The following is a 24080-nucleotide window of genomic DNA, read 5'->3' as shown; positions in this document are numbered from 1 at the left end:
GCCGTCACAGCCTCGGCTTGACGGCGCGCAGGAAGAGCGTGCCGGCGGCGAGGTCGATGGCCAGCGAGCCGTGTCGGTTGCTCGCCCGCGCCGTCACCGTGCCGGCGGCGCCGGTGGTGGTGACGGCGGCGCTCCAGTCGATATAGGCCGAGGCCTGGCCGCCGAAGGCAGCCTGCACGAAATCGCCGTTCTGCACATAGGGCAGCGCCACGGCCTGCATCGCGCTGGCGCCGGCCGCGATGCTCGGCGGGTCGTAGGCCAGCGAGGCGGTGAGCTCCCGGCTGCCCCAGAGCCGGCCGGCGCCGGCCAGCACCTGCGGCGCCTCGGTCGCCGGCGCATAGAGGCGGAGCGATTTCAGCAGCGCGTTGGCATTGCCGCCGCGCACGCCGATCACCGCGAAGGCGGCATTCGGCGCCAGCGTCACCCGCTGCAGCCGGTTCAGCGGCAGGCCGCCGACCAGGCTGTCGAGATCGGCATTGCCCTCCCACCAATAGGAGGGCGCGCCCTGCCAGACCGCGTTCATGTTCGACCAGAGCACCGGCGCGCTGCCGTCCATCACCGCCTCGGCGGCGCTGAACTGCATCGCCATCGGCCGCAGGCCGCTGCCCTCGGCGGCGAGGAAGAACTCCTTGCAGGTGGTGCAGTCGACCACGAAGGCAAGCGCCCGGCTGGTCGGCAGCGTCACCGTCTCGGCATTCAGGCCGAGGGAGTCGAGGCCCGGGAAGCAGAAGCCGTTCAGCGTCGCGGGCGGCCCGGCGGGATTGCCCGAGAGCACCGCCATCCCCTCGAAGCCGATCCCGCTCGCATCCCAGCGGAAGGCGCGGGCGCGGACATTGCCGGCCTCCGCCACCAGCCGCGGCGTGCCCTGCGCCGCCGCCGCCTGGTGCAAGGGCAGCACCGTGCCGCCGGCGCGCGAGGCGCCGGAATACTGCACCCCGCAGCCGGTGAAGCCGTAGGTGCCGACATAGGCGACGCGGTAGAGCGCATCGCTGAAGCCGCCGGTATGCCGCGCCACATAGGGCGAGCAGGCCTCCATCCGCACGCCCTCGGCGATCAGCCCGCGGCCATCCACCTCGACGAGGAAGGGGATGGCATCCACCGTGCCGGGCGTGCCCTGGCGCTGCAGCTCGAAGCCCGGGCCGAGGAAGAGATGCGCATTGTGCAGCCGGTAGGCGTCGGGCGCCGCCGAGAGCCGGATGCCGAAGCGGCCGATGCCGGGATTGGTCGCCGAGGCGCAGGCGAAATGCCCGCCATGATGGCGCAGCGAATTCATCCAGGCGTTTGCGGTCAAGGTCCGCAGGTCGAGGCCGATGCGGTTGTCGGCGACGCGGCCGTAATGGATGTCGCTGTCCTCGCAGCCGCGGCCGTCGCCGACGAGCTGCACGCCGATGGTGAAGCGCTCGGCGCGGCGGATCTCGACCCGGCTGGCATCGATGTTGCGGATACGGATGCCGACATCCGCCTCGTCGATCCAGTCGCTCTGGATGGCGCGCAGGACGCCGAGGCCGAGATAGGCCTTGCGCTGGTTGTTCGCGCCGGCCCCGTCGCCGAGGGTCAGCGCCGCCTGGCCGGGCGGGCCGGCATAGAGGATGGTGCCGCGCATCACGAGCCCGGCCGCCGCGCCCGGCAGCAGCAGCGGCATGCTGGTGCGGAACAGGCCCTCGCCGATCTCGAGGAACTTGCCGCTGGCCGCGGCAGCGTTCATCGCGGATTGCAGGGCCGGCCCGTCATCCGCCGCGCCGTCGCCGACCGCGCCGAAGTCGCGGGCCGAGAGATGCTCGGCGAGCTTGTCCTCGACCGTGCGCGGCACGCCACCCGGGAAGGGCACGGACATCGTGCCCTCGCCGCGGTCGATGACGGTGACCGCGCCCATGCTGTCGAAGCCGAGCAGGCGGTTGGCGCGCGCCTCGCGCAGCGGCAGCACCGTCCCGGTGCCGGGCTCGGAGGGATCGAGCCGGAGCGCGCCGGAGAGCCCGTCCTTGACCTCCTGCAGCACGGCGACCTGGTAGTCCAGCTCGTCGTTCAGCACCCGGGCGCGCAGGATCCCGTTGGCCTGGAAGTCGCTGGTGCGGGATACGGGAAGGTCGCGGCGGAGGGTGATGCGGCAGCCGGCCGCCGGCGGCGCGTCGAAGACCACGCTGCCGCCCTCGGAGGCGCCCGCGCCGGCGACCTGGTAGCCGCCGGCCGCCACGAGGCCGTCGAGCCGCACCTCGATGTCCTCGGCGTGGAAGATCGGGAAGGGGTAGGTGAAGCTGGCCTGGGTGCCGTCGGCCAGATACTGCACGCGCGGCGAGACGTCGCCGATCCTGATGTGCTCGTCCATCGGGCGAACTGGCTCCTGGAAGGGGGCTTGGGGGGACCGCGTCCCCCCATCTGCCGCACCATCGGGGGTACGGCGGCGGATGATGCGGCGTGGCTAGTCGAGCAGGCTCCTCGCCGCGAAGCCGAAGGTGCGGCCGCTCTGCAACAGGGCGGTGAAGGTGCCGTCCGGGTTCAGCAGGCTGACGCGGCCCTGCGCGAGGCGGGCGGCCAGCGTGGCGGCATCGGCGTCCTGCTCGGCCGCCGCCTCCTGCGTCAGCCCGGCGGTGAGGGCGGTCGCGGAGCCGCCATCGGCAGCGAGGCCCGAGCCGGCGAGCCGCGCCCGCGTGGTGGCGATGGTTTTCGCCAGGGCGAGCTGGCGCGCCTCGGCATCGGCGGATTGCTGCGCCAGCAGCGCCTGCTGCCGCGCCGTCTCCTGCTGCTGCGCGATCTGCACCTGCGCCTTGTTGAGCGCGGCCTGCTGCTGCGCCTGCCGGACGTTGCCGTAGAGGGAGGCGCCGGTCCCGACCAGGGTGGCGATGGAAGCGAGTGCGGCCATCAGTCCGAGATCCTCGTATCGGTGGTGACGGAAAGCAGCGTCATGGGCAGCGGCGTGTCGTCGGCGATGCGCCAGAGCGGCGCCAGGGCGTCGCGCCGCCAGCCAAGCGCCCGCAGCCGGACGTCGCCGGTAAAGCTCGGCGGCGCGGTGCCGAGGATGGTGGCGTCGAGCCGGCGGAAGGGCACCGGCTGCGGCCCGCGGCCGAGATCGACGGCGAGCGCCTGGGTCTCGAGCAGCCGGAAGGTCACCGCCACCAGGCGCAGCGGCGCGGCGCCGGTGCCGCCCGCGGCGCCGAGATCGGGCGGCAGCGGCTCGATCTCATGCGTGAAGGGCAGCCCGACCTGGACGGCCTGCGCCGGCGGATCGAGCGTGACCGCGCCGCCGGCGACGACCGCCTCGCCATAGGGCGCGCCGTCGGCGACCACGCCGACGCTACGGCCCTCCAGATGGTCGAGGCCGGTCCAGCGGTCCTGCTCGGCCGCGCTGCTGCCGGTGAGCGCGGCGTCGAGCGCCAGCGCGTCGTCGAACCGCTCGAGGCGCAGCGTGCCGGCGCGCTCCACCACCGCCCAGACCACGCCCTCGATCTCCGCCAGGGCGCGGACCGCGCCATCGGTCGCCTGCGCGCACCAGGCGGTGACCTGCTCGGCGCGGTAGAGGGTCAGCGTCGCCAGGCTGCCATCGGCCATGGCGACGTGCAGCAGCCGCCGGCGCTGGTCATAGGCCATGGCGACCGGGTCCTGCACCAGGTGCTGCGAGACCAGGGCCAGGTCGTTCGCCTGGTAGAGCTGCTGCACGTCCGTATAGGTGAACTCGTAGATCCCCTTGCCGCTGCGGGCGGCGAAGATGGTCGAGCCATCGACGTCGACCGGCTGCACCAGCCGCGCGACCGGCGAGCCGACGCGGGTCTGGCGGTCGAGCTGGACGCTGCCCGGCGTCAGCGGCGCGCCGCTGACCATCCATTCGGCACCCGAGGTGAAGACCTGCAGGTGCTGGCCGGAGAAGACGCCGCGGATGGCGTTCACCTGGTCGGAGACCAGGCCGAACTCGATCGCCTGGTCGTCGAGCCCGGTGCCGAGGTCGAAATTGAACAGGTCGCCGGTCTGCGACAGCCAGAGCCGGTTCGGCAGGTCGCGCGAGCCGCCGATCACCAGCCGGTCCTGGTGGAAGCAGAGGGTCGCCGGCCAGCCATGCACCGGGGAGAAGGCGGCCTCCTCCCAATCGGTGGTGGCGTCCGTGCCGGCGAGCGTCTCCTCGACCACGGCGCTCGCCACCGTCCCGCTCGTCACCGCGCCGAGCAGCAGGCGCTTGCCGCCGAGGCGGAGGCGCACTCCGGCATGGCCGGGCTGGAACACCGCGGCCGAGGCGGTCAGCGTCACCGTGCCCGTGGTCGCCGAGGCGGCGAGGGTGATGGCAGGGTCGGCGAAGCGGAAGAAGGGCTCGTTCAGGAAGCGCCAGGGCGCGACGGTCCAGGCCGTGTGGCTGGTGCGGGTGATCCGCTGCGGCACCATCTCCGGATGGCAGAGCAGCAGGGTATCGGCATTCTGGGTGAAGGCGAGCTGCGGCAGCATCGCCGCCGTCCAGGGGCCGGCGACGGTGGCGACCGGCGCATCGCCGACGAAGACCTGCATCGCGCCCTCGGTCAGCACCAGCAGGTAGGTCTGCTCGGTGTTGAACTCGAAGGCGATCAGCTTCGCGGCGCCGGGCAGCATCGCCACGTGGCGCAGGCCGGGCCGGCGCGTCACGCCGCCGGTCGGCTGGATGAAGACGTTGCGCAGCCGCCGCGCGCCATTGGCATAGGCGCGCAGGTCGGGGCGCCCGAGCAGGGTCGAGGCCAGCTCCCCGGCGGTGAAATTCGTCTTCAGGCTGCGGGCTTGCACCATCGCTCAGCCCCGCACGCTGACCAGCGGGAAATCCTCGATGGCGCGCGGCGTCGCCTGCTGGCTGTCGGCGCGGCGCGCGGCGCGGAACTCCGCCTCGGCCTGGGAGGCGAGGAGCTGGGCGCGGCCGGTGCTCTCGGTCAGCGGGATGCAGAACTCGGCGGCGAGGCGCGCGACGAGGGCGGCGGCGAAATGCGGCGGGAAGGCGCTCTCCTCCGGGCGGAAGATGTAGGTCAGCACCACCTGCTGGGCGTTGCAGTGCAGGCGGTCCTCGAGGATGCGGTAGGCCAGGCCGCGGCCACGCCCCGGCGCGCCTGCCGAGAGGGCGCGCAGGAAGCCGGCGGGGAGCTGGAAGGCGTGCAGGAAATCGGCCGCCGGCTGGGCGGCGAGGCGCGGCAGGGTCTCCTGGCCGGTGGCGAAGCTCCAGGGATGCGCGGCCAGCAGCGCGTCGCGCAGGCCGGGATAGAGGTTGGCCGCGACCTCGGCCTCGGCGGTGCCTTCGTCGAGCGAGGCGATGGGCTGCGCGCCGATCTTCAGCAGCGCGCGCGCGCAGAGCGCGAGGGCGGAGAGGGCCATCGGGGGAACTCCGGCTGGACGGGAAGCGGGATGGCCCCACCCGAAGCCGGGTGGGGCCGCGCGGCAGGGGCTATTCCTTGCAGCGCATCCGGACGACGCCGGTCTCGTTCACCAGCACGGCGCCCTGGCTCATCATGGTGTTGACGAAATGCGCGGCGCGGTCGCCGTGCCAGGTGATGTCGGTGGTGATCTCCATGCCCGCGCCATGGCCGATCGCCGTCTTGTGGTAGAAGTAGCAGTAGCGCAGCGCGCCGTTCTTGCTCAGGCCGCTATGCGGGGTCCAGGTGGCGCCGAGCCAGCGCTTCGCCTGGGTGCCCTTCCAGGGCAGGTCGCCGTCGCCGATATACTGGGCGTTGGCGAATTCCTGGATGGTGAGCAGCTCGCTCCACTGCTTCCAGCCGACCACCGCGTAGCGCTGGCCGTCATCCGGCACGTCGGCATTGCCGAGCATCTGGAAGGCGAGCAGCACCTTGGCGCGGGTCAGGCCGTCCGTGTCGGTCTCGCCGGCATTCGTGCCGATCGCCTCGCGGGTGGAGCTGTCCATCGCGGCGATGATCAGCTCGTCGGTCTTGCGGCCGAGCGCATAGGCGCCGGCATTCGCCGCGACGGCGCGCTCGTCGATGTTGGTCTTCAGCTCGTCGAGCCGGTCCACCCAGTCGCCGGCGTAGTAGTCCTGCAGGAAGCACTCGACCGCGGTGTGGTCGATGTTCATCACCGGGACGACGCCGTTGCGCGCCTTGGCGGCCGCGGTGCCGGTGCCGACCTTGTGGAAGACGGTCGAGGCGCCGCGCACCTCGGTCTTGCTGCGCACCGTCGGGCGCAGCTTGGAGCCCTGGCGCTGGTAGGCCTCCTGCACCTCGGCCTCGTACTGCTTGATGAAGGCCTGGTCGATGGACGCGGACATGGTGCCGTCCTTCTGCTGGTGGCGGAGTGGGGCGTGCCGGTCCGGTTGGCCGGCAAAGCCGGGCCATCGCGGCGCGCAGGGCCGCGCGCCCGCCGGGGCGGGTTGGGCGCGGCCATGGGAAGGGGGCGGGGGCGGGGACGCGGCGAGGGCCTCGGGCCCGCCGCGTCACCCGCCCCCGGAACGGGGCCCCGCGCCGGTGGCGGCGCAAGGCCCCGGGCGGCGGGGCGAGCCTCCGGGAAAGGGGGGCTCGAGCCCCGCCCGGTTCAGCCGGGGCTGCCGACGAGGCGGCGGAAGCCCTCGGTCACGCGCTGGATGAATTGCGGATCCCGCGTGCGCCAGTAGCGCGGATCGCGCATCAGGGCGCGCAGCTCGGTCTCGCTCTCGGCGCCGGGCGGGGCGCTCTCGCGGGCGAGGCCGGGCTCCTGCCCGCGCATCATCTGCTCGAGCGCCATCACCCCCTCGGCGGTCGAGGCGAGCGCGGCATAGACCGTGGGCGGCAGCTTCGCCTGGCCCCAGGCCGCGAGCTGGCCGGCGATGCGGCGATAGGCATCCTCGCCGCCGTAATGCGCGACGAGCGCCGCGCGCTGGCGGTCGGCCTCGTAGGCCGCCGCCGCCTCGGCGATCAGCGGCAGCAGCTTCTGCGCCGCCAGGTCGTAGACGAGCTGCGCCTGGTCCTGGCTGAAATGCGCCGCGTGCAGTTGCCCGTTCACCTCGGCATCGGCGCAGCAGAGCGCGTGCGGCGCGGTGATGCTGTAGCCCTCCGGGCTTTCCGGGATGCCCATGGCCTGGCGGAAGCGCGCGAGCTCCTCCGGCGCGGCGTCGGCGCCGGGCCGGGCGGCGCGTTGCGACAGCCGGCGCTCGAGCTCGAGATAGGATTTCAGCAGCGCCTCGGTGCGCAGCGTGCCGGCCGCGGCGTCCCAGAATTTCTCCGGCACCTCGGGCGGGCGGGCGGCGGGCTTCGGGGGCTCGGCCGTCGGCGCGGCCTCGGCCGGCGGCTGCAGCAGGTCCTCAGGCATGCGGATCACTCCCGGTTGGGGGTTGGAAGGGGCGCGGCCCGCGGGCGTGCCGGCGGTCATGCGCCGGAGGGCCCGCCGGCGGCGGCGGCCGCGGCCCCGGTGGGCAGCAGCACCTCGGCTGGCGCGCCCAGCGTCCGCGCCAGCCAGCGCGTCGCCGCCGCGGCGTCGAGCTGCGCTGCGGCGCTGCCGCCGAGCGAGCCGACCGCCTGCAGGAAGAGCAGCGTGTTCGCCGCATCGGCGCGGCCCTGCAGCCGCGCCAGCGGGCTCTCGTAGCGGAGCGCCACCTCGCGGCCGTCGAGCAGGATCGCCGGGATCTCGCCGCGCCGGCGGAGGATGGCGAGGCAGCGGGTGACGAGCGGCGTCAGCAGCTCCGCCTGCAGCCGGCCATAGGTGGCGCCGAGCAGCCGCGCCGCCTGCGCCGAGCGTTCCAGCACCTCGGTCGCGGTCATCGACGCGCCGAGCAGCGGGCCGATGCGGTCGGCGAGGAGGGCGCCGCGGATGCGGGCGCGCAGGTCCTGCAGCACGAGCTGCGAGACGTCGAAGCTGCCGGGGGCGGCGAGCGGCGTCAGCCCGGCGCTGCCCGGCGCCTTCGGGATGATGGCGCCGGGCACCAGCTTCACCGTGTCCGGGTTCAGCACGCCGTCATCCTCGGCCTGCCAGATGCCGGTGACGGCGATGGAGGCGTTCTTCAGGACCAGCTCCACCACCTTGTTGGCGGTGCGGATATCCGGCAGCGCCTTCATCACCGGGCTGCGGCCATAGGTCTCGCCCGGCGCCTTCAGCCAGCGGAAGGCGATGGCCGGGCTCTCGGCGAAGCGGCCCTCGGCGAGCGGCAGGGGCTGCTGCGGGTCGGCGAGCAGCGCGGCGTAGCGGGCGCCGCCGCGCTCCGGCCAGACCGCCTCCAGCACCGGGTGCTGCGTCGGGTCCGCCGCGGCCGCGGCACGCAGCAGCTCCGGCGGCAGGGCTGCCTCCGGGAAGCGGGCGTGCAGCGCGGCCGCGGTCAGGCGGGCCTGGCGGAACACGGTGGAGAGGCGGCCATCCGGCCCCTCCTCCAGCACCGCCGCCCGGGCCGGGACGGCGGCGAAGCGGAAGGCCGAGGCCTCGCCGAGCGGCGCTTCCTCGACCAGCAGCAGGCCGGTGCCGGCGACGACCAGGTCGAGGAAGGCCTGGTGCATCTCGACCGCGAAATTCGAGCGGTCGAAATGCCCCTGCAGCACCGCCGCGGCATCCTCGAGCGCCTCGGCCGCCGCCCGGTCCTCGACCGGCTTCGCCGGGGCGAGGCCGAACCAGCGGGACCAGGGCGGCGTCAGCTCGGCCAGCAGCGAGGCGGCGAGCTGCTCGGCGGCATCGGCGGCGGTCGCGTCGAACAGCGCCGGGCCGCCGGTCGCCGCCGGCAGGACATGGTCGTAGCAGGCCTGCCAGAGCGGCTCGAGCGGCCGCCGCCGCTCCAGCGCCCGGCCGTAGCGGGCCAGGAGGTCGTCGGGCTGCATGCGGCTCACTCCCCGAGCAGGGATTTGCGGGGCAGGCTCGGCAGCGGGTCGAGGACACCGCGCGCCGAGGTGGCGATGGTGCCCGCGAGGCCGCGGCGGGCGCGGTCCTCGGCGGCGACGCGCGCCGCCTCGCCCTGCTGCTCGGGCGGGGCCGAGGCCGGGACCGCCTCGGCCGCGGGCTGCGTCTGCACGACGACCGGCTTCGGGGCGCTGAACAGGCCACCCATGCGCGTCACCTCGTCAGGTTCGAAAAGCGGCAGCCGATCCGGGCCCGAAAAGCCCGCGGGCCCGCCCCCGGTGAGGGGAGCGGGCCCGCGGCAGGTCGGGGGGAGGATCGGGAGGACGCCTCAGGGCGCAGTTCGCCCGTTGGCGAGAGAGGTCTTACCGACAACGGAACGGACAGTCAAGATATTTTTCCTATCGCCTGCCAGCTTCCGGAACAGCCCCCAGGGCGTCAGCGCGAAGGGCGCCCGCGCGCCGAGCACGGCGCGGCAGAGCGCGACGCAGGTGAAGGGCGAGAGCGGCGGCAGCAGCCGCCAGCGCGCCGGCCCTGGCGTGAACGGGCCGGTGACCGCGAAGCCGGCACGGCGGTAGAAGCCGGGCAGGTCGAAGCTCGCCGGCACCTCGAGCCGCGCCGCCACCAGGCGGCCGGTGAGCGGGTCGAGCACCGTCCAGCCCCGGGCATCGGCGATGGCCGCGAAGCAATGCCGATAGCCGGGGCGCAGCAGGCGCAGCCAGGGCTGGTCCGCCGCCCCGCCGAAGACGATGAAGACGCGCTGGCCGGCCTGCACCGCGCGGCGATGCGCCGGGCGCGGCCGGGGCCGCGCCGCTGCGGTCATCGCGGCTGCTCCGGCAGGCGGCCCGGGATGGCGCCGGGGAAGGCCAGGATCTCGGCGCCCTCGGGGGCGGGCAGCGCCGGGCCGTCGACGATGCCCTTCACCCGCAGCGGCCAGTCGAGGCGGGACATCGCCTCGCGCCACAGCCGCCAATCCGCCTTCTCGCGCGGATAGCGCGAGTCCGGCACCTGCTGCTGTTCGCCCCAGATGCGCATGATGCGGACATGCAGCAGCTCGATCCGCCGCTGGCGGTAGAGGCGGTCGAGGCACTTCACCACGTCGTCCGGCTCGCAGGGGCGGGAGACGAGACCGGCGCCGGAGACGATGCGGGCGCCGTCGCGCCGGGCGACGAGCGCGGCCATGGTCCAGAACCAGGCCTCCTCGACGCTGCGGAAGGGCTGCGCCTGGGCCTGGAGGCGCGGGGCGGGGGCATGGCCGGGGCGGGGGGCGCTGGTCATCGGGCGGCAGATCCTTTATCGCCTGGCGAGAACATAACGGAAACGTATTCACGGATCGGTGTGTTCGGCAAGGGGAAATAAAGGAAAATTCGCCTAATTATCCCTTTGACAAAGGAGGCGAGTTTTCAATGAGTTCTGCTAACCATGAGGGCGAGATGCCGATGGGCCTCGGCTCGCAGGACGATGCTCGCGGAAATTCTTCCGCAGCCACGGATGCTCTGGCAACCCTTCAGATAGACCTTGATGAGCTAATGGCCATCATCAGGCAGGAGTTGATCGAGTTTGGGAAAAATAATGGATGGGTTACTTTAGATATTGATGAAGCGGAGGCTCACTTTTTAAGTAACCAAGTGCGCGAACGCTTGCTGCATCTACCGAAGCCCTGAACTCGGCATCAACAAATTGGTCTCCGACTAACGTTTGGGGGCCACACAATAAGCAGAGGGATTGGGTGTATTCGTAGCATTTATCCATTATTCTAATTGCATCCTCTAAATCTTCATTAAAATAGACAAAAATATCTTTAGGATGGATTTTTATTGCATCAATGAGTGCATCAAATTTGAGTGGATTATCTGCGTCTTCGTATAAATATTTATGGCTGTCGCGGTGTCTTGACAGTTCGGTGTCGGCATCGATGACGAGAAGTGCGTCTGGGAGGTCGGGAGAGTGTCCCCAGAGGCCATGGGCCAGCCGGTTGCGCAATCCGGCGCCCTGACCCAGGTACGCTAGGCAGCTTGAAACACACGGTTGGCGTCAGCCTCAAGCGTCACCCGCGCAACGGCCCTGAGTGTGTCGGCGCGAGCTTGAGGACTTTTCAGAGAGCCGTACATGGCAGCGGCTACTGCTCCCTTTGCCCCCGTCAGGATCATCAGTACGGTACCCAAGTTAGCTTCGACGGCTGCCCATCGGGTGATCGCAGTCGCAATGAGGGTGGCCATTCCCGGATGCCGGCGGATGACCGCTTGATCCTGAATGAAGCGAGCATTTCGCTTCACGGAGATGAGGGGCTTGGCTGGCATGTGGGCAGCGTAGCTGGATCACTTGAGGGTCGTGAAGGCGCCCTCGTCTACGCACGACCGATCACAGGCACACCGCAGGTTGTCCCTACGCTATGCGACCCTGATATGGGGTCGGTTCGAACGTGGTGGAGGCTTAGGTGCCGCAGAACAAGAAGCCCGATCCGGACGCCGAGCGGCGGGATGCTGTGCTTCGGCGGATGCTGGCGACGCCGAAAAGCGATAAAGCCAGTGAGAAAGTAAGTAAGGATAGAGTACCAAGCTCGGATCGCCTACGGAAGGCCAAGCCGTCGAGTTGACACGCGCATCTCAACACCAATTTAGTAAGCAGAAACGATAGGTATTATGACACACAGCTTTATTGCTTATATTGATGAGTCTGGCGATGACGGGCTAGGCAACTATCGTGTTCCTGGCGGTGGTGGCGGCGCTTCTCATTGGTTTACACTGTCTGCAACAGTCGTGCGGGCGTCTCGGGACCTCGAGACTGTTCAGTGGCGTGATGAAATCGCTGCGCGTCTCAACAGAAGAAATGGCAGAAGAGATTTACATTTTACGGATCTAAATCACGGGCAACGAACCGTTGCGGCTCAGATTTTATCTGGAAAGCCGATGAGAATTATTTGTGTCGTGGCAAACAAAACTATAATACCCCAAGGAATATATAATGAAAAAATCAACTGTACTTTTATCTATGCCGATATCTAATCGAGCGTATTTCTTGGTTATGTAGAGATATGAGACCGTCGGTACAAGAGGGCGACGGAAGGGTAAAAATTGTATTTTCTCGTCGCGGAGGACTTTCCTATGCCGAATTCCGTCTATATTTAGAAAAACTAAAATCGATGACTGAAGAAGATATTCGCATACATTGGCCAGTTATTGATATTGACGGTATCGACGCTCAAGATCACTCCAAAAGAGCGGGGCTGCAAGTGGCCGACTTAAATGCCGCATCAATCACTTCTGGTTTGGAGTCAGACTATTATGGGAACTGTGAACTGAGATATGCCCAAATACTAAAACCTCTTGTTTATAAGCGCAACGACAACTACTTAAGTTACGGGATGAAGTTGTATCCTGGCCCTGAGCGGCTGTCCTTAAATGCGCAGCAAGGCGCTTTCGTTCAACTATTTGGTGGTCAGATTGGGGAAAATGGGCGGCCCCCTGGGCCATGATTGCGTTGCCGCCTGCACTCTTTCGAGTGCTCTGGCTAATCCAGCGCATGACCGCCCATAGGCTATCTATGCCTATTTGTGCACATGGTCAAGCAACACTCGCCTTTTCGTTATCTTGCTGATATTCTTTTTCTTTTTGATCCGAGCGTTCACGCACCGTTCATGTGTCGCTACCTGCGCTCCCTACCGCTCCACTCTAATTTGGCCTCGCAGCCAAGTGAAGAACGCCCTGGCCCTCTGCCTCTCGGTCCTAGGCCGCGTTAATCCGCCGATAGGTCAGGCGCTTGCCCTCGATGCCACGCAGCGCCAGCAGGGCGCGCTGGCGGTCATCCACCCCAAGCTTCACGCGGTGCGAGTAGCGGAAGGCGAACTCGTTGAGGTAGCGCTGTAAGTGCTGCTCCCCGACATGGTGGTACACCCCCGCCATGCCGCGCTTGAAGATGCCGAAGAACCCCTCGACGCTGTTGGTGTGGATGCGGCGCGGCCCCCATGGACCACGGGCATACTCCCCGGCCGAATGGCGCACCGTCTCATGCCCGGCGAAGGCGCGGCCGTTGGCCGGGTACAAGCGGCTTTCGTCCGTGTAGAGCACGCTCCTGGGATCGGCGTGCTTCGCCAGCACCTCCCCGACATTCTTGTGCGTCACCTTCGGCAGATGCACCGCACGCACCCCGCCGCCACGCTCCACCAGGGCCACCACGGCGCGGCGTCCCTTGAGGGTTGGCTTACCCTTCTTGGTGAGCTTCTCCGGCTCCTCCACCTTGCCCTGGTAGGTCTCATCCGCCTCGATGATCTTGCCTTCGCCGCCGAGCGGCGCCGGGTTCTCGTCGGTCATCGCCTCGCGGATGCGATGCGCCATGAACCAGGCGGTCTTGTAGGTAACGCGCAGCATGCGATGGAGCTGGTGCGCGCTCATGCCCTTCTTGCTGGCCGTGATCAGATGCACCGCCAGCACCCACTTGTGCAGCGGCACATGGCTGCGCTCGAACACCGTCCCGACCGTCACCGAGAACTGCTTGCGACAGGCGCGACATTCCAGCAGGCCGGGCCGGTGCTTCTCCCCCTGAAGCCGCGTCGCGTTGTCCACCGTGCCGCATTTCGGGCAGACCGGGCCGCCCGGCCAACGCTGCGCCTCAAGGTGCGCTCGGGCCGCTTCCTCGTCTTGGTAGATCGGCGCAGTCAGGTCAGCGGTCATGGGCCTTGCTCCCTAAGCTCAGGATTCTAGGCTTGATGTCTCCTTTGTCAAAGGGATAATGGGGAAAATTCGCCTATTGATCTCCGACTCCATCCCTAGGATGTTATGCCCATGAAGCGATCTGCCTGTGATCGGGCCCGAGACCTTGTGGGGCAATGCCGTGACGCATGACGATATCTGGCGGGCGCTCGATGCGCTGGCGGCGGAGAATGGCCTGTCCGCCTCCGGCCTGGCCCGCAAGGCCGGGCTGGACGCAACCGCCTTCAACCCCTCGAAGCGCATCGGCTCGGATGGCCGGGCGCGCTGGCCCTCGACCGAGAGCGTGGCCAAGGTCCTGGCCGCGACCGGCGCCGGCTTCTCGGAATTCGCCGCGCTGGTGACGGGCGCCGCCGCCCTGCCGCGCAGCGGCCGGGGCCTCGGCCGGCGCATCCCGCTCATCGGCCTCGCCCAGGCCGGCGGCGAGGGCTATTTCGATGATGGCGGCTATCCGGTCGGCGGCGGCTGGGACGAGATCTCGGTGCCCGAGGTCGGCGATCCCAATGCCTATGCGCTCGAGATCTCCGGCGAGAGCATGGAGCCGGTCTTCCGCGACGGCGATGTCGTCATCGTCTCCCCCGCCGCGCCGGTGCGCCGTGGCGACCGCGTGGTGGTGCGGACGCTGAAGGGCGAGGTGATGGCCAAGGAGCTGAAGCGGCAATCGGCCCGCCGCATCGAGCTGCGCAGCCTGAACCCGGCGCATCCGGATTACAGCTTCGAGCTGCCGGAGCTCGCCTGGATGCACCGGATCGTCTGGGCCACCCAGTGATCCCGGCGGCTCTCGCCCCCTGCCGCGGCTCGCCGCGGCAGGCTGTGACGCATCTCGGGCCCGGGGCCGAAGCATGGGGTCCCCCCACGGCCGCGAAGCAGCCGTGGAGGGCGTTCTCATACCACCGGCATGAATGCTTCCTTCATGCCGAGCGCCCGAACGGGCGCCGCCGGTCGCGCCGTAAGGTGCGCCTGTCAGCGCGACGCCGCCAAGGCCCAGACGAACCGGAGGGTTGCGCCCGGCGCCAAGGGGACTGCCAATGGGGGCCGTTGATGGGGCACCAGCAACGGCCAGTCGTATCAGTCCTGCGGCGCGAGGCGGGGCGCGGCGGCCCGGCGCGCCTCGAGCGCGAAGGCGCCGGCGCCGAGCCCGGCCTGGACCAGCAGCGCCAGCGTTCAGAAGGCCGGGAATTCCCAGCCGCCGCCCGGCGCGGTGAAGAGCCAGCCATGCGCCGTGTGCTGCAGCGTGGCGCCGATCAGCAAGGGCACCAGGGCGAGGCTGACCCAGCGCACCCCGAGGCCGAGGATCAGGGCGAGGCCGCCCAGCGTCTCGGCCGGGGCGAGGACGGCGCCGAGCGCCGGCGGATAGCCGATGCTGCCGAAATAGGCCATCGTCCCGCTGAGCCCGTAGGTGCCGAGCTTCAGCACCGCGCCATGGCCGAGGAAGAGGGCGCCAAGGCCGAGGCGGAGCAGCAGCGCGGCATAGGGGGTGGTGATCCGGGTATCGGGCATCGTCTCTGTCATCCTGTCGGTCCCGCGGCGTCGCCGCGTGCCGCGGACCATGCCGCCGCGGCTGGCCACGCTTCCAAGCCCGGGCCGGAGCCGGCATCATCACCGCGCTGAATGATGCGGGGCTGCGGCGTGACCGATCTCGCCACTCTCGACCTCAACCTGCTGCGCGTCTTCGACGCGGTGGCGCGGGAGCGGCACGTTACCCGCGCGGCGGAGCGGCTGGGCCTGTCGCAGCCCGCCGTCTCCAATGCGCTCGGCCGGCTGCGCGCGGCGCTCGGCGACGAGCTTTTCCTGCGCCGCCCCGGCGGGGTCGAGCCGACCGAGCTGGCCCGCAGCCTGGAGAAGCCGGTGGCCGAGGCGCTGGACCGGCTGCGCGACCTGCTCACCGCCCGCGCGCCCTTCGACCCGGCGACGAGCGAGCGCGTCTTCCCCGTCGGCTTCAGCGAATATGCCGAGGCGGTGCTGGCCCCAGCGCTGCTGCAGCGCATGCGGCAGGAGGCGCCGGGCTGCCTGCTCGCCATCGCGCATGCCGACCGCACGAATTGGGAGGCGCTGCTGGATTGCGGCGACGCCATCCTCGCCGTCGCCGTGCTGCCGGAGCCGCCGGCGCTCTACACGCGGCTGCGGCTGCTGCCGGAGGCCTTCTGCACGCTGATGCGGCCCGGCCATCCGCTGGCCGAGGGCGAGCTCACCCTCGCGCGCTTCGCCAGCGTGCCGCACCTGCTGCACTCGCCGAACGGCTCGCGCGACGGCGTGCTGGACGCGGCGATGCGCGAGGCCGGGCATCCGCGGCGGCTGGGCGCGGTGGTGGCGCATCTCTCGGCGGTGCCGGAGATCCTGCAGCGGACCGACATGGTGATCACCCTCTCCGGCCGGCTCGCGGCGCAGCTTGCCCTGGCGCACCGGCTGGTGCTGCGGGACCCGCCGATCGCGGTGGAGCACACCCGCCTCTCCCTCATCTTCCACCGCCGGCTGGAGGCGGATGACGGCCATGCCTGGCTGCGGCGGCTGATCCTCTCCCTCGCCCGCGACGTCGCGCCGGCCCAGCTCGAGCCCCTGCCCGAATGAACAATACCAACGGCATGAATGCGTCATTCATGCCGAGCGCCCGAATGGGCGCCGCGCGTCGCGCCGCTAGGCGCGCCTGTCGGCGCGACGGCACGAAGCCAAGCCGCTGGAAGCGGCGCCCGGCGATTGAGGGGCAGGACGGTGAAACCGTCCTGCGCTCGGCATGAGTGAATTCGATTACGTCGTCCTCGGCGCCGGCAGCGCCGGCTGCGTGCTGGCCAACCGCCTTTCCGCCGATGGCGCCTCCGTCGCGGTGATCGAGGCGGGCGGGCCGGACCGGCATCCCTGGATCCACATCCCCGCCGGCTATGCGAAGATCCTGACGCATCCGCACCTCACCTGGGGCTACCGCACCGAGCCGGACGCGGCGACCGGGCATCGCGCGCTCGACTATCCGCGCGGCCGGGTCTGGGGCGGTTCCTCCTCGATCAACGGGCTCGGCCATGTGCGCGGGCATCCCACCGACTACGACCTCTGGGCGCAGAAGGGCTGCACCGGCTGGGGCTGGGAGGCGCTGCTGCCCTATTTCCAGCGGCACGAGGCCTTCGCCGGCGGCGGCGAGGGGCGCGGCACGGAGGGGCCGCAGCCGGTCGAGCACCTGGCCGAGGTGCCGCCGCTGCTCGGCCCCCTCGCCGAGGCGGCGCGCGCCATCGGCCTGCCGGTGCAGGCAGACATGAACGGGCCGGAGCGCGAGGGCTTCGCCACCTTCCAGCAGACGCGGCGCGGCCGCCGCCGCGTCTCCGCCGCGCGCGCCTATCTGGTGCCGGCGCTGCGGCGGCCGAACCTCTCGCTGATCGACCGCGCCCTGGCGCTGCGCATCGTGATCGAGGGGGGGCGCGCGACCGGCGTCGCCATCCGCCGCGACGGCGCCGAGCAGGTCGTGCGGGCCCGGCGCGAGGTGGTGCTGAGCGCGGGGGCCATCGGCTCGCCGCAGCTGCTGATGCTCTCGGGCCTCGGGCCGGGGGAGGCGCTGGCCGCGCTCGGCATCCCGGTGATGCGCGACATGCCGGGGATCGGCGCCAACCTGCAGGACCACTACATCGCGCGGATGGGCTTCCGGCTGGCGGCGCATCGCTGGTCGGCGAACCGGCGCATCGCCGGCTGGCGGCTGCCGCTGGAGGCGCTGCGCTGGGCGATGCGCGGCGATGGCGTGCTGACCTGGTCGCCCGGGATGTTCTCGCTCTTCTCGCGCACCCTGCCGGGGCTGGAGGCGCCGGACATCCAGCTCAATGGCGGCCCGCTCTCCTGGGCGGAGGCGCCGGGGGAGGGGCGCTGGCCGGGCCTCTGCATCGGCGTGCCGGAGGTGGCGCCGGGGCTGACCATCGGCGTCTGGCAATGCCGGCCGGAGAGCCGCGGCAGCGTGGCGCTCGCCTCGCCCGACCCGGCCGTGGCGCCGCGCATCGCGCCGCGGCATCTGAGCGCGGCGGCGGACCGGGACTGCCTGGTGCGGGGCATGCGCCTCGCCCGGCGCTGGCTGACGGCGCCGCCGCTGGCCGGCATCGTCGCCGGCGAGGCGCGGCCGGGGCCGGCGGCCGAGAGCGACGCCGATCTGCTGGACTATGCGCAGGCGACCGGCGGCACCGTCTACCATCCCTGCGGCACGGTGCGGATGGGCGGCGATCCGGCAGCGCCGCTCGACCCGCAGCTCCGGCTGCGGGGCGTGGCGGGGCTGCGGGTGGTGGATGCCTCGGTCTTCCCCGACATCCCGGTCTGCAACATCAACGCGACGGTGCTGAGCGTCGCCGAGAAGGCGGCCGACCTGATCCGGGCGGCGGCGCGGGCAGCCTGAACCAGCGCCCCTGCCTCGGCGAAGCGCCCCGCCCATCCTGTCGCCTTCCGTTGCCCTGCCGTGGCTTTGCCACGGCAGGCTGTGACGCGCCCAGGATCAGAGGCGAATCACGGGGCCCCCACGACGGCGCGCAGCGGCGTCGTGGGGAGCGCGTCAGCGCATCTCGGAGGGCAGCGCCGCGATGGCGGTGGCGCCGGCATCGACCGGGACGATGGCGCCGGTCATCCAGCGCGCATTGCCGCTGCACAGGAAGGCGACCGCCGCGCCGACATCCCAGCCGCTGCCCTCCACCTGGAGGATGCTGCGCTTGCGCCGCGCCTCGCGCATCTCCGGCGACATGCCGCCCCGCTGCACCATCGGCGTGTAGACCATGCCGGGGCAGATGCAATTCACCCGGATGCGGTCCGGTGCGTGATGCACCGCCATGGCGCGGGTCATGTTCACCACCGCCCCCTTGCTGGTCGGGTAGAGCAGGTTGGGATGCCCGCCGCGCAGCCCGGCCACCGAGCCGATATTGACGATCGCCCCGCCGCCCGCGGCGCGCATCGCCGGCACGGCGTATTTCGCCATCAGCATCATGGAGGTGACGTTGACCAGCATTCCCTGCGCCCAGGCCTCCGGGTCCACCTCCTCCGCGGTGCCGGGCGGGCCGCCGATGCCGACATTGTTCACCAGCGCATCCAGCCGGCCCCAGCGCCCGGTCGCCGCCTCGACGATGCGGCGGCATTCCTCCGGCTTCGTCACATCGGCCGCGACCACCACCGCCTCGCCGCCCTCGGCCTCGATCAGCCGCCGCGTCTCCTCGGCCCATTCGGCGACGGCATCGGCGAGCACCAGCTTCGCCCCGGCGCGGGCGAGCAGGATGGCGGCGGCGCGGCCATTGCCGACGCCCTCGCCGGGGCGCGAGCCGGCGCCGGTGACGATCGCCACCTTGCCCTCGAGATCCGGGCCGATGCTGTCCATGACGGTTCCCTCCGCGTTTCGCGGCGGGATGCTGGCACCCGCGGGCGCTGGGCTCAATCCGCCCCCCGGGCCGTCCCCTGAACCGTCCCCTGGGCGGTCCCCTGGGCCGCCATCAGGAAGGCGAGGGCCGTCACCGCGATCTCCGCCGGCAAGGTGTGGCCGCCGGCGAACTCGCGGTAGATCACCGGATAGCCGGCACGTTGCAGCTTCGGCACCAGGCGGCGGCTGCAATGCTCGATGGAGAGCACCGCATCCTCGGTGCCATGGCTGAGGAAGAGGCGCGGCCGCCCCTCGAGCCGCATCGGCGCGACGAAGCCGGGCGAGAAGGCGAGGGCATGGGTGAAGAGGCTGCCGTTCATCAGCGCCAGCGACAGCGCGTAGGAGGCCCCGTCCGAGAAGCCGGCGACGGCGATGCGCTGCGGATCGACTGGCCAGGCGGCAAGGATGCGGCGTAGCGCCGCCTCGATGCGGGCGATGTCGGGCCCGTAGCCGCCCTCCAGCACGTCCCAGCTCTGGCCGAGGCTTTCGGGGAGCATGACCAGGGCGCTGTCGGCGATGGGGGCGAGGCGGCGGAGCGTCCGCGCGGCATCGCCGGTCGCGCCGTGCAGCATCACGATCAGCGGCAGCGCCCGGTCGGGCGGCAGGGTGGCCGGCACGCGGAGCAAGCCGTCGCGCGCGCCGCCGAGGCCGAGCGGATGCAGGCCCGGCGGCAGCGGCCAGGCCGTGCCGGGCGGCGGCGGCGCGCCCGGCACGGCGATGCGGCCGGCCGCATGGCCATCCGCGGCGGGGTCTTCGGCATCGGCAGGGGCCATGCGGCGAGGCTGGAACGGCGGCGCGGCGGCGGCAAGCCTCCTCTGCGCCCCTGGGGCCCCGCCAGCCACCCCCTTTGGGCCCCCCTGGCCGGACCCGGGCCGGGGATGGCAATAGGGCGGCGCATGGTAACGCGCCGTCATCCCACCCCGCCCCGTCCGTCCCCGCGCCGCCGGCCGCTCCTCGCCGCCGCCCTGCTGCCGGCCCTGCTCGCTGGCTGCGCCGGGGTCGGGCCGCAGCGGCTCGACATGGACCAGATGGGCTATGCCGAGGCGCTCGGCGAGGGGACGAAGCGGCAGATGCTGCTGAACATGGTGCGGATGCGCTATGGCGACGTGCCGACTTTCCTCTCGGTCAGCCAGCTCATCTCCGGCTACCAGCTGCAGAGCACAGGGCAGCTCGGCCTCAACGCCTATCCGAACGCCGCGCCGGGCAATTACGCGACCGTCGGCGGCACGGTGCAGTACACGACGCGGCCGACCTTCACCTTCACGCCGGTGACCGGCGAGCGCTTCGCGCAATCCTACCTGCGCCCGCTGGCCCCAGCCGAGCTGCTCTCCCTGGCGCAGAGCGGGGCGCCGGTCGATCTCATCTTCCGGCTCGGCGTGCAATCGGTGAACGGCATGCCGAATGCGGCGACCAGCGGCGGGCAGTCGCAGGACGCCTCGGGCGGCTTCCTCGCGCTGATGCAGGCGATGCGCCAGGTGCAGGCCAGCGGCAATCTCGGCCTGCGCTTCGATCTGCGGCCGGGCGGGCGCCGCGTCATCCTGCTGCTCGATGCCGAGAAGGGGCCGGGCGCCGATGCGATGCGGCAGATGCGCCGGCTTCTCGGCGTGCCGCCGGGCAGCCGGGAGCTGGAGGTGGTCTATGGCGGGCAGCGGCGGGCGCCCGGGCAGCTCGCGGTGCAGACGCGCTCGATGCTGCAGATCCTGAACGAGCTCGGCGCCCAGGTGGACGTGGCGGAGCAGGATGTGAAGCGCGGCGAGACCGGCGCGGCGCTGCCGGGCGAGCGGATCATCCGCGTGCTGCAGGGCAGCAAGGTGCCGGCGGATGCCTATGCCGCCGTGCCCTACCGCGACCGCTGGTTCTGGATCCCGGCCGGGGATTACGCCTCCAAGGCGGTCTTCACCTTCGCCTATGTGCTGCAGGTGCTGGCCGAGAGCGGCCAGGGGGCGCCGACGCCGGTGGTGACGATCCCGGGGCAGTAGGCGGGCAGGGCGTGGGGGAGCCAGCCTTCCCCTGTCGCATCGCTGCTTGAATTCATTGGCATTGCGGGCCTTTTTTGGGACAGGAGATTGTTCTCGCTGACCCCGCTGAAATGGATGGTCGGCACCAATATCGTGCTGACATTCGGGGGCCTTGCGAAGCTCATCACGCCCTAGAGCAGATCCCGATCAGGTGGAGTCACCTGATCGGGTGACGATGTTCTGAAAACAATAGTCTAGGGCACTTCCCCTGAACCGGTGTTCAGGGGAAGTGCCCTAGGCCGACGGTCCGGCGTCGTGGGCACTAATCCCAGAGCCGCGCCGCGCCCAGCACGCCGCTGCTGTCGCCATGCCGCGCCGGGAGCAGCGGCGTCTCGACATGGTCGCTGAAGACGAAGCCCGCCATGCGCGCCGGCACCTCGGCCCGCAGATGCGCCATGTTGGACAGCCCGCCCGCCAGCACGATGCAGTCGGGGTCGAGGATGTTCACCACATGCGCCAGGGCCCGCGCCAGCCGGTCGGCATGCCGGGCGAGCGCCGCGGCGGCGCGCGCATCGCCCGCGGCGGCGCGGGCCGGCAGGGCGCTGGCGTCGCGGGCGCCGGGCCCATCCACCTCGGCCGCCAGCGCCGGGCCGCAGAGGAAGGCCTCGATGCAGCCCTGCCTGCCGCACCAGCAGGCCGGGCCCGGATACTCCTCCGGCGTCATCCAGGGCAGCGGGTTGTGGCCCCATTCCCCGGCGATGCGGTTGCGCCCCTCGAGGAGGCGGCCGCCGGTGACGATGCCGGCGCCGACCCCGGTGCCGAGGATGACGGCGAAGACCGTGCCATGCCCCGCCCCGGCGCCGTCCGTCGCCTCGCTCATCGCCAGGCAATTGGCGTCGTTGGCCAGCCGCACCGGCCGGCCGAGCCGCGCGGCGAGGTCGGCATCCAGCCGGCCGCCGTTCAACCAGGTGGAATTCGCCCCGCGCACCAGCCCGGTCCGCGGCGAGAGGCTGCCGGGGATGCCGATGCCGACCGTGCCCGGCCCGCCCAGCTCGGCCTCCGCCGCCGCGACCAGCTCGCCGACGAGCGCGATGACGCCGGCATAGGCGGGCGGTGTCGGCGCCCGCCGCCGCAGCCGCACCGCGCCGGCGGGGTCGAGCGCCACGATCTCCGTCTTGGTGCCGCCGAGGTCGATGCCGATCCGCCACATGGGGCCGAGACTGCAATCCTGCCCCGGCCGGCACAAGCCTGGGGCAGATCCCGATCCGATGGACTCACCTGATCGGGTGACGATGCTCCGAAACCAGGCGCCCTGACGGCGACAGCCTTGCAGGGGCGGCGCGCGGGTGCTGGATTCGGGTGATGTCGGAAACGCTCCTCGACGTCCAGGGCCTGTCCTGCCCGCTGCCGGTGCTGCGCGCCAACAAGGCCCTGCGCGGCCTGCCGCCCGGGGCGCTGCTCACCGTGCTCGCCACCGACCCGGCCAGCCAGCGCGACTTCGCCGCCTTCTGCGCCGAGACGGGGCACGGGCTCGTGTCCGCGACCGAGGCGGATGGGGTCTACCGTTACGTGCTGCGCAAGAGGAGCGAGTCGGCATGAGCACGCTGCTGCTGACCCATCGGGCCTGCCTGCTGCACGACCCGGGCGACTACCACCCGGAATGCCCGGACCGGCTGCGCGCGGTGCTGACGGCGCTGGACCAGGAGGAATTCGCCGAGCTGATCCGCGACCAGGCGCCCGAGGCCAGCATCGAGCAGCTCTGCCGCGTGCATCCGCGCAATTACGTCGAGGCGATCCTCGGCATCCGCCCGGCGGCGGGCGAGACCGTGCCGCTCGACGGCGACACCATCATGAGCCAGGGCAGCGCCGAGGCGGCGCTCCGCGCCGCCGGCGCGGCCATCGCGGCGGCGGATGCGGTGATGCGGGGCGAGGTGCGGCGCGCCTTCTGCGCCACCCGCCCGCCCGGCCACCATGCCGAGCCGAGCCGGCCGATGGGCTTCTGCTTCTTCGCCAATGCCGTCCTCGCCGCCCGCCACGCCATCGCGGCGCATGGCGCGGCGCGGGTCGCCATCCTCGATTTCGACGTGCATCACGGCAATGGCAGCCAGGCCTGCGTGGAGCGCGAGCCGGCCATCCTCTACGCCTCCTCGCACCAGTGGCCGCTCTATCCCGGCACCGGCGATGCGCGGGAGCGGGGCGTCGGCAACGTCTTCAACGCCCTGCTGCCGCCGGGCGCCGACGGCGCCGCCTTCCGCGCCGCCTGGGCGGAGGAGCTGCTGCCCGCGGTCGAGCGCTTCGCGCCGGAGCTGCTGGTGATCTCGGCCGGCTTCGATGCGCATGCCCGCGACCCGCTGGCGCAGCTTCGCGTGCGGGAGGCGGATTTCGCCTGGCTGACGGCCGAGATCTGCGCCCTGGCGGAGCGGCATGCGCGCGGCCGGGTGGTCAGCCTGCTGGAGGGCGGCTACGACCTCGACGCGCTGGCGCACAGCACCGCCGCGCATGTGCGGGCGTTGATGCGCACATAATTTATTTCCCCACGACGTCGCTGCGCGCCGCCGCGGGGACCCCGTGATTCGCCTCTGGCCCGGGATGCGTCACGGCCTGCCGCGGCGAAGCCGCGGCAGGGCAACGGGAGGCGCCAGACGGGGCCGGCATGTCAGGCGCGGTGCAGCTCGGCGCCGGTGCGGGCCTGGAGATCGGCGAAGTCGAGGCCGGGGACCATGTCGAGGACGACGAAGCCCTTCGGCGTCACCTCGAGCACGGCGAGGTTGGTGTAGACCCGGCTGACGCAACCCGCCGCGGTCAGCGGGTAGCTGCAGCGGCGCAGCAGCCGCGCCGCGCCGTCCTTCGTCGTGTGCTCCATCACCACCCAGACCCGCTTGGCGCCCACCGCGAGATCCATGGCGCCGCCGATCTGCCGCCCGGTCTCGGTCGGCGAATGCGCCCAATTCGCCAGGTCGCCATTCTCCGCCACCTGGAAGCCGCCGAGCACGCAGAGGTCGATATGCCCGCCGCGCACCATGGCGAAGCTGTCGGCGTGATGCACGAAGGCGCCGCCGGGGCGGAGGCTGACGCGCTGGGTGCTGGCATTGACCAGCCAGGGATTCTGCTGGTGCGGCGGTGGCGCCGGGCCCATGCCGAGGATGCCGTTCTCGGAATGCACCACCACCTCGCGCTCCGGCGGGATGTAATCGGCGATCAGCGTCGGGATGCCGATGCCGAGATTGACGTACCAGCCCTCCGGCACGTCCTGCGCCGCCCGCGCCGCCATGCCGGTGCGGGTGAGCGGCCCGAAGCCCTGCCGCGTCTCGTTCATGCTCG

26 protein-coding genes are annotated in these 24080 nt (G+C 71.2%); 9 read left to right on the top strand and 17 right to left on the bottom strand.

The features are described from left to right. Positions 1 to 4 precede the first annotated feature (4 nt). The 10 genes from DOO78_RS11780 to DOO78_RS11735 all read right to left on the bottom strand — a co-directional run bounded on the left by DOO78_RS11780 (position 5) and on the right by DOO78_RS11735 (position 10014). Positions 5 to 2323 (bottom strand): hydrolase, encoded by a 2319-nt coding sequence (locus tag DOO78_RS11780; RefSeq protein WP_111469962.1) that lies wholly within the window; start codon positions 2321 to 2323, stop codon positions 5 to 7. Between the two features lie 93 nt (positions 2324 to 2416). Continuing rightward, on the bottom strand, positions 2417 to 2857 hold the full coding sequence (locus tag DOO78_RS27470) for a hypothetical protein (RefSeq protein ID WP_165838852.1): 441 nt from the start codon (positions 2855 to 2857) through the stop codon (positions 2417 to 2419). Continuing rightward, entirely contained in the window at positions 2857 to 4737 is a 1881-nt protein-coding gene (locus tag DOO78_RS11770; RefSeq protein WP_111469961.1) for a hypothetical protein, read from the bottom strand. Before DOO78_RS11770 ends, DOO78_RS27470 begins: the two co-directional genes overlap by 1 nt. 3 nt (positions 4738 to 4740) lie before the next feature. Further along, positions 4741 to 5310, bottom strand: coding sequence for a hypothetical protein (locus DOO78_RS11765; protein WP_111469960.1), 570 nt, complete (start codon positions 5308 to 5310; stop codon positions 4741 to 4743). Between the two features lie 70 nt (positions 5311 to 5380). After that, positions 5381 to 6214 carry a phage capsid protein gene (locus DOO78_RS11760; protein ID WP_111469959.1) on the bottom strand — a complete coding sequence of 278 codons (834 nt, stop codon included), beginning with the start codon at positions 6212 to 6214 and terminating at the stop codon, positions 5381 to 5383. Positions 6215 to 6477: 263 nt separating this feature from the next. Then, entirely contained in the window at positions 6478 to 7230 is a 753-nt protein-coding gene (locus DOO78_RS11755) for a capsid assembly protein (protein ID WP_111469958.1), read from the bottom strand. Positions 7231 to 7286: 56 nt separating this feature from the next. Further along, positions 7287 to 8720, bottom strand: coding sequence for a portal protein (locus DOO78_RS11750; protein WP_111469957.1), 1434 nt, complete (start codon positions 8718 to 8720; stop codon positions 7287 to 7289). Between the two features lie 5 nt (positions 8721 to 8725). Further along, the gene (locus DOO78_RS11745; protein ID WP_111469956.1) at positions 8726 to 8947 is read right to left on the bottom strand and encodes a hypothetical protein; all 222 of its coding nucleotides are present in this window, start codon (positions 8945 to 8947) and stop codon (positions 8726 to 8728) included. Positions 8948 to 9067: 120 nt separating this feature from the next. Continuing rightward, complete coding sequence (locus DOO78_RS11740; protein WP_111469955.1) at positions 9068 to 9559, bottom strand: hypothetical protein; 492 nt, start codon at positions 9557 to 9559, stop codon at positions 9068 to 9070. Next, positions 9556 to 10014 carry a hypothetical protein gene (locus DOO78_RS11735; RefSeq protein WP_111469954.1) on the bottom strand — a complete coding sequence of 153 codons (459 nt, stop codon included), beginning with the start codon at positions 10012 to 10014 and terminating at the stop codon, positions 9556 to 9558. Before DOO78_RS11735 ends, DOO78_RS11740 begins: the two co-directional genes overlap by 4 nt. A 155-nt stretch (positions 10015 to 10169) precedes the next feature. On the opposite strand from DOO78_RS11735, the gene DOO78_RS27080 reads away from it, so the two are divergent. Then, positions 10170 to 10400, top strand: coding sequence for a hypothetical protein (locus DOO78_RS27080; RefSeq protein ID WP_128080039.1), 231 nt, complete (start codon positions 10170 to 10172; stop codon positions 10398 to 10400). Between the two features lie 342 nt (positions 10401 to 10742). Here DOO78_RS27080 and DOO78_RS27075 read toward each other — a convergent pair whose 3' ends face one another. After that, complete coding sequence (locus DOO78_RS27075; RefSeq protein WP_128080038.1) at positions 10743 to 11036, bottom strand: hypothetical protein; 294 nt, start codon at positions 11034 to 11036, stop codon at positions 10743 to 10745. Positions 11037 to 11378: 342 nt separating this feature from the next. On the opposite strand from DOO78_RS27075, the gene DOO78_RS11730 reads away from it, so the two are divergent. Together DOO78_RS11730 and DOO78_RS11725 are read left to right on the top strand one after the other, a co-directional pair. Continuing rightward, positions 11379 to 11741 (top strand): DUF3800 domain-containing protein, encoded by a 363-nt coding sequence (locus DOO78_RS11730; RefSeq protein ID WP_111469953.1) that lies wholly within the window; start codon positions 11379 to 11381, stop codon positions 11739 to 11741. A gap of 29 nt (positions 11742 to 11770) precedes the next feature. After that, a complete protein-coding gene (locus tag DOO78_RS11725) occupies positions 11771 to 12211 on the top strand; it encodes a DUF3800 domain-containing protein (RefSeq protein ID WP_165838851.1) in 441 nt (146 codons plus the stop codon). Between the two features lie 250 nt (positions 12212 to 12461). On the opposite strand, the gene DOO78_RS11720 is transcribed toward DOO78_RS11725, so the two are convergent. Further along, positions 12462 to 13406 (bottom strand): IS1595 family transposase, encoded by a 945-nt coding sequence (locus DOO78_RS11720; protein WP_111469951.1) that lies wholly within the window; start codon positions 13404 to 13406, stop codon positions 12462 to 12464. Between the two features lie 160 nt (positions 13407 to 13566). On the opposite strand from DOO78_RS11720, the gene DOO78_RS11715 reads away from it, so the two are divergent. Then, positions 13567 to 14211 (top strand): S24 family peptidase, encoded by a 645-nt coding sequence (locus DOO78_RS11715; RefSeq protein ID WP_111470120.1) that lies wholly within the window; start codon positions 13567 to 13569, stop codon positions 14209 to 14211. A 395-nt stretch (positions 14212 to 14606) separates the two neighbouring features. Here DOO78_RS11715 and DOO78_RS11710 read toward each other — a convergent pair whose 3' ends face one another. Beyond that, positions 14607 to 14942 (bottom strand): DoxX family membrane protein, encoded by a 336-nt coding sequence (locus DOO78_RS11710; RefSeq protein ID WP_165838850.1) that lies wholly within the window; start codon positions 14940 to 14942, stop codon positions 14607 to 14609. A gap of 129 nt (positions 14943 to 15071) precedes the next feature. Here DOO78_RS11710 and DOO78_RS11705 point away from each other — a divergent pair, with 129 nt between their 5' ends. Both DOO78_RS11705 and DOO78_RS11700 read left to right on the top strand, forming a co-directional pair. Beyond that, a complete protein-coding gene (locus DOO78_RS11705) occupies positions 15072 to 16010 on the top strand; it encodes a LysR family transcriptional regulator (RefSeq protein WP_111470119.1) in 939 nt (312 codons plus the stop codon). Between the two features lie 163 nt (positions 16011 to 16173). Continuing rightward, positions 16174 to 17799, top strand: coding sequence for a GMC family oxidoreductase (locus DOO78_RS11700; RefSeq protein WP_111469950.1), 1626 nt, complete (start codon positions 16174 to 16176; stop codon positions 17797 to 17799). A 153-nt stretch (positions 17800 to 17952) separates the two neighbouring features. Here DOO78_RS11700 and DOO78_RS11695 read toward each other — a convergent pair whose 3' ends face one another. Beyond that, positions 17953 to 18762: an SDR family NAD(P)-dependent oxidoreductase gene (locus DOO78_RS11695; RefSeq protein ID WP_111469949.1), complete on the bottom strand. Its 810-nt coding sequence runs from the start codon at positions 18760 to 18762 to the stop codon at positions 17953 to 17955. A gap of 53 nt (positions 18763 to 18815) precedes the next feature. Then, complete coding sequence (locus DOO78_RS11690) at positions 18816 to 19574, bottom strand: alpha/beta hydrolase (RefSeq protein ID WP_207802873.1); 759 nt, start codon at positions 19572 to 19574, stop codon at positions 18816 to 18818. Between the two features lie 123 nt (positions 19575 to 19697). Between DOO78_RS11690 and DOO78_RS11685 the strand changes: the two genes are divergently transcribed. Next, entirely contained in the window at positions 19698 to 20780 is a 1083-nt protein-coding gene (locus tag DOO78_RS11685; RefSeq protein ID WP_111469948.1) for a hypothetical protein, read from the top strand. 301 nt (positions 20781 to 21081) lie between these two features. On the opposite strand, the gene DOO78_RS11680 is transcribed toward DOO78_RS11685, so the two are convergent. Beyond that, positions 21082 to 21969 carry an ROK family protein gene (locus tag DOO78_RS11680; RefSeq protein ID WP_111469947.1) on the bottom strand — a complete coding sequence of 296 codons (888 nt, stop codon included), beginning with the start codon at positions 21967 to 21969 and terminating at the stop codon, positions 21082 to 21084. A 152-nt stretch (positions 21970 to 22121) separates the two neighbouring features. On the opposite strand from DOO78_RS11680, the gene DOO78_RS11675 reads away from it, so the two are divergent. Together DOO78_RS11675 and DOO78_RS11670 are read left to right on the top strand one after the other, a co-directional pair. Further along, positions 22122 to 22358, top strand: a complete 237-nt coding sequence (locus tag DOO78_RS11675; protein ID WP_111469946.1) for a sulfurtransferase TusA family protein — start codon at positions 22122 to 22124, stop codon at positions 22356 to 22358. Then, complete coding sequence (locus DOO78_RS11670; protein ID WP_111469945.1) at positions 22355 to 23284, top strand: histone deacetylase family protein; 930 nt, start codon at positions 22355 to 22357, stop codon at positions 23282 to 23284. The genes DOO78_RS11675 and DOO78_RS11670 overlap by 4 nt, the downstream gene beginning before the upstream one ends. Positions 23285 to 23415: 131 nt before the next feature. On the opposite strand, the gene DOO78_RS11665 is transcribed toward DOO78_RS11670, so the two are convergent. Beyond that, on the bottom strand, positions 23416 to 24075 hold the full coding sequence (locus tag DOO78_RS11665; protein WP_111469944.1) for a 3-oxoacid CoA-transferase subunit B: 660 nt from the start codon (positions 24073 to 24075) through the stop codon (positions 23416 to 23418). Between the last annotated feature and the right edge of the window lie 5 nt (positions 24076 to 24080).

Origin of the sequence: Roseicella frigidaeris (assembly GCF_003258945.1) — a bacterium.
Lineage (GTDB): Bacteria > Pseudomonadota > Alphaproteobacteria > Acetobacterales > Acetobacteraceae > Paracraurococcus > Paracraurococcus frigidaeris.
The sequence above is the reverse complement of the archived record's forward strand: the minus strand, read 5'-3'. Positions and strand labels throughout refer to the sequence as shown.

What these genes read in the sequence shown, in the direction of transcription:
- DOO78_RS11700 (WP_111469950.1), top strand. Translation starts at nt 16,174, where the DNA reads ATGAGTGAATTCGATTACGTCGTCCTCGGCGCCGGCAGCGCCGGCTGC.
- DOO78_RS11770 (WP_111469961.1), bottom strand. Translation starts at nt 4,737, where the DNA reads ATGGTGCAAGCCCGCAGCCTGAAGACGAATTTCACCGCCGGGGAGCTG.
- DOO78_RS11755 (WP_111469958.1), bottom strand. Translation starts at nt 7,230, where the DNA reads ATGCCTGAGGACCTGCTGCAGCCGCCGGCCGAGGCCGCGCCGACGGCC.
- DOO78_RS11750 (WP_111469957.1), bottom strand. Translation starts at nt 8,720, where the DNA reads ATGCAGCCCGACGACCTCCTGGCCCGCTACGGCCGGGCGCTGGAGCGG.
- DOO78_RS11740 (WP_111469955.1), bottom strand. Translation starts at nt 9,559, where the DNA reads ATGACCGCAGCGGCGCGGCCCCGGCCGCGCCCGGCGCATCGCCGCGCG.
- DOO78_RS27075 (WP_128080038.1), bottom strand. Translation starts at nt 11,036, where the DNA reads ATGCCAGCCAAGCCCCTCATCTCCGTGAAGCGAAATGCTCGCTTCATT.
- DOO78_RS11710 (WP_165838850.1), bottom strand. Translation starts at nt 14,942, where the DNA reads ATGCCCGATACCCGGATCACCACCCCCTATGCCGCGCTGCTGCTCCGC.
- DOO78_RS27470 (WP_165838852.1), bottom strand. Translation starts at nt 2,857, where the DNA reads ATGGCCGCACTCGCTTCCATCGCCACCCTGGTCGGGACCGGCGCCTCC.
- DOO78_RS11745 (WP_111469956.1), bottom strand. Translation starts at nt 8,947, where the DNA reads ATGGGTGGCCTGTTCAGCGCCCCGAAGCCGGTCGTCGTGCAGACGCAG.
- DOO78_RS11730 (WP_111469953.1), top strand. Translation starts at nt 11,379, where the DNA reads ATGACACACAGCTTTATTGCTTATATTGATGAGTCTGGCGATGACGGG.
- DOO78_RS11695 (WP_111469949.1), bottom strand. Translation starts at nt 18,762, where the DNA reads ATGGACAGCATCGGCCCGGATCTCGAGGGCAAGGTGGCGATCGTCACC.
- DOO78_RS27080 (WP_128080039.1), top strand. Translation starts at nt 10,170, where the DNA reads ATGCCGATGGGCCTCGGCTCGCAGGACGATGCTCGCGGAAATTCTTCC.
- DOO78_RS11780 (WP_111469962.1), bottom strand. Translation starts at nt 2,323, where the DNA reads ATGGACGAGCACATCAGGATCGGCGACGTCTCGCCGCGCGTGCAGTAT.
- DOO78_RS11675 (WP_111469946.1), top strand. Translation starts at nt 22,122, where the DNA reads ATGTCGGAAACGCTCCTCGACGTCCAGGGCCTGTCCTGCCCGCTGCCG.
- DOO78_RS11665 (WP_111469944.1), bottom strand. Translation starts at nt 24,075, where the DNA reads ATGAACGAGACGCGGCAGGGCTTCGGGCCGCTCACCCGCACCGGCATG.
- DOO78_RS11725 (WP_165838851.1), top strand. Translation starts at nt 11,771, where the DNA reads ATGAGACCGTCGGTACAAGAGGGCGACGGAAGGGTAAAAATTGTATTT.
- DOO78_RS11680 (WP_111469947.1), bottom strand. Translation starts at nt 21,969, where the DNA reads ATGTGGCGGATCGGCATCGACCTCGGCGGCACCAAGACGGAGATCGTG.
- DOO78_RS11765 (WP_111469960.1), bottom strand. Translation starts at nt 5,310, where the DNA reads ATGGCCCTCTCCGCCCTCGCGCTCTGCGCGCGCGCGCTGCTGAAGATC.
- DOO78_RS11670 (WP_111469945.1), top strand. Translation starts at nt 22,355, where the DNA reads ATGAGCACGCTGCTGCTGACCCATCGGGCCTGCCTGCTGCACGACCCG.
- DOO78_RS11685 (WP_111469948.1), top strand. Translation starts at nt 19,698, where the DNA reads ATGGTAACGCGCCGTCATCCCACCCCGCCCCGTCCGTCCCCGCGCCGC.
- DOO78_RS11760 (WP_111469959.1), bottom strand. Translation starts at nt 6,214, where the DNA reads ATGTCCGCGTCCATCGACCAGGCCTTCATCAAGCAGTACGAGGCCGAG.
- DOO78_RS11720 (WP_111469951.1), bottom strand. Translation starts at nt 13,406, where the DNA reads ATGACCGCTGACCTGACTGCGCCGATCTACCAAGACGAGGAAGCGGCC.
- DOO78_RS11690 (WP_207802873.1), bottom strand. Translation starts at nt 19,574, where the DNA reads ATGGCCCCTGCCGATGCCGAAGACCCCGCCGCGGATGGCCATGCGGCC.
- DOO78_RS11735 (WP_111469954.1), bottom strand. Translation starts at nt 10,014, where the DNA reads ATGACCAGCGCCCCCCGCCCCGGCCATGCCCCCGCCCCGCGCCTCCAG.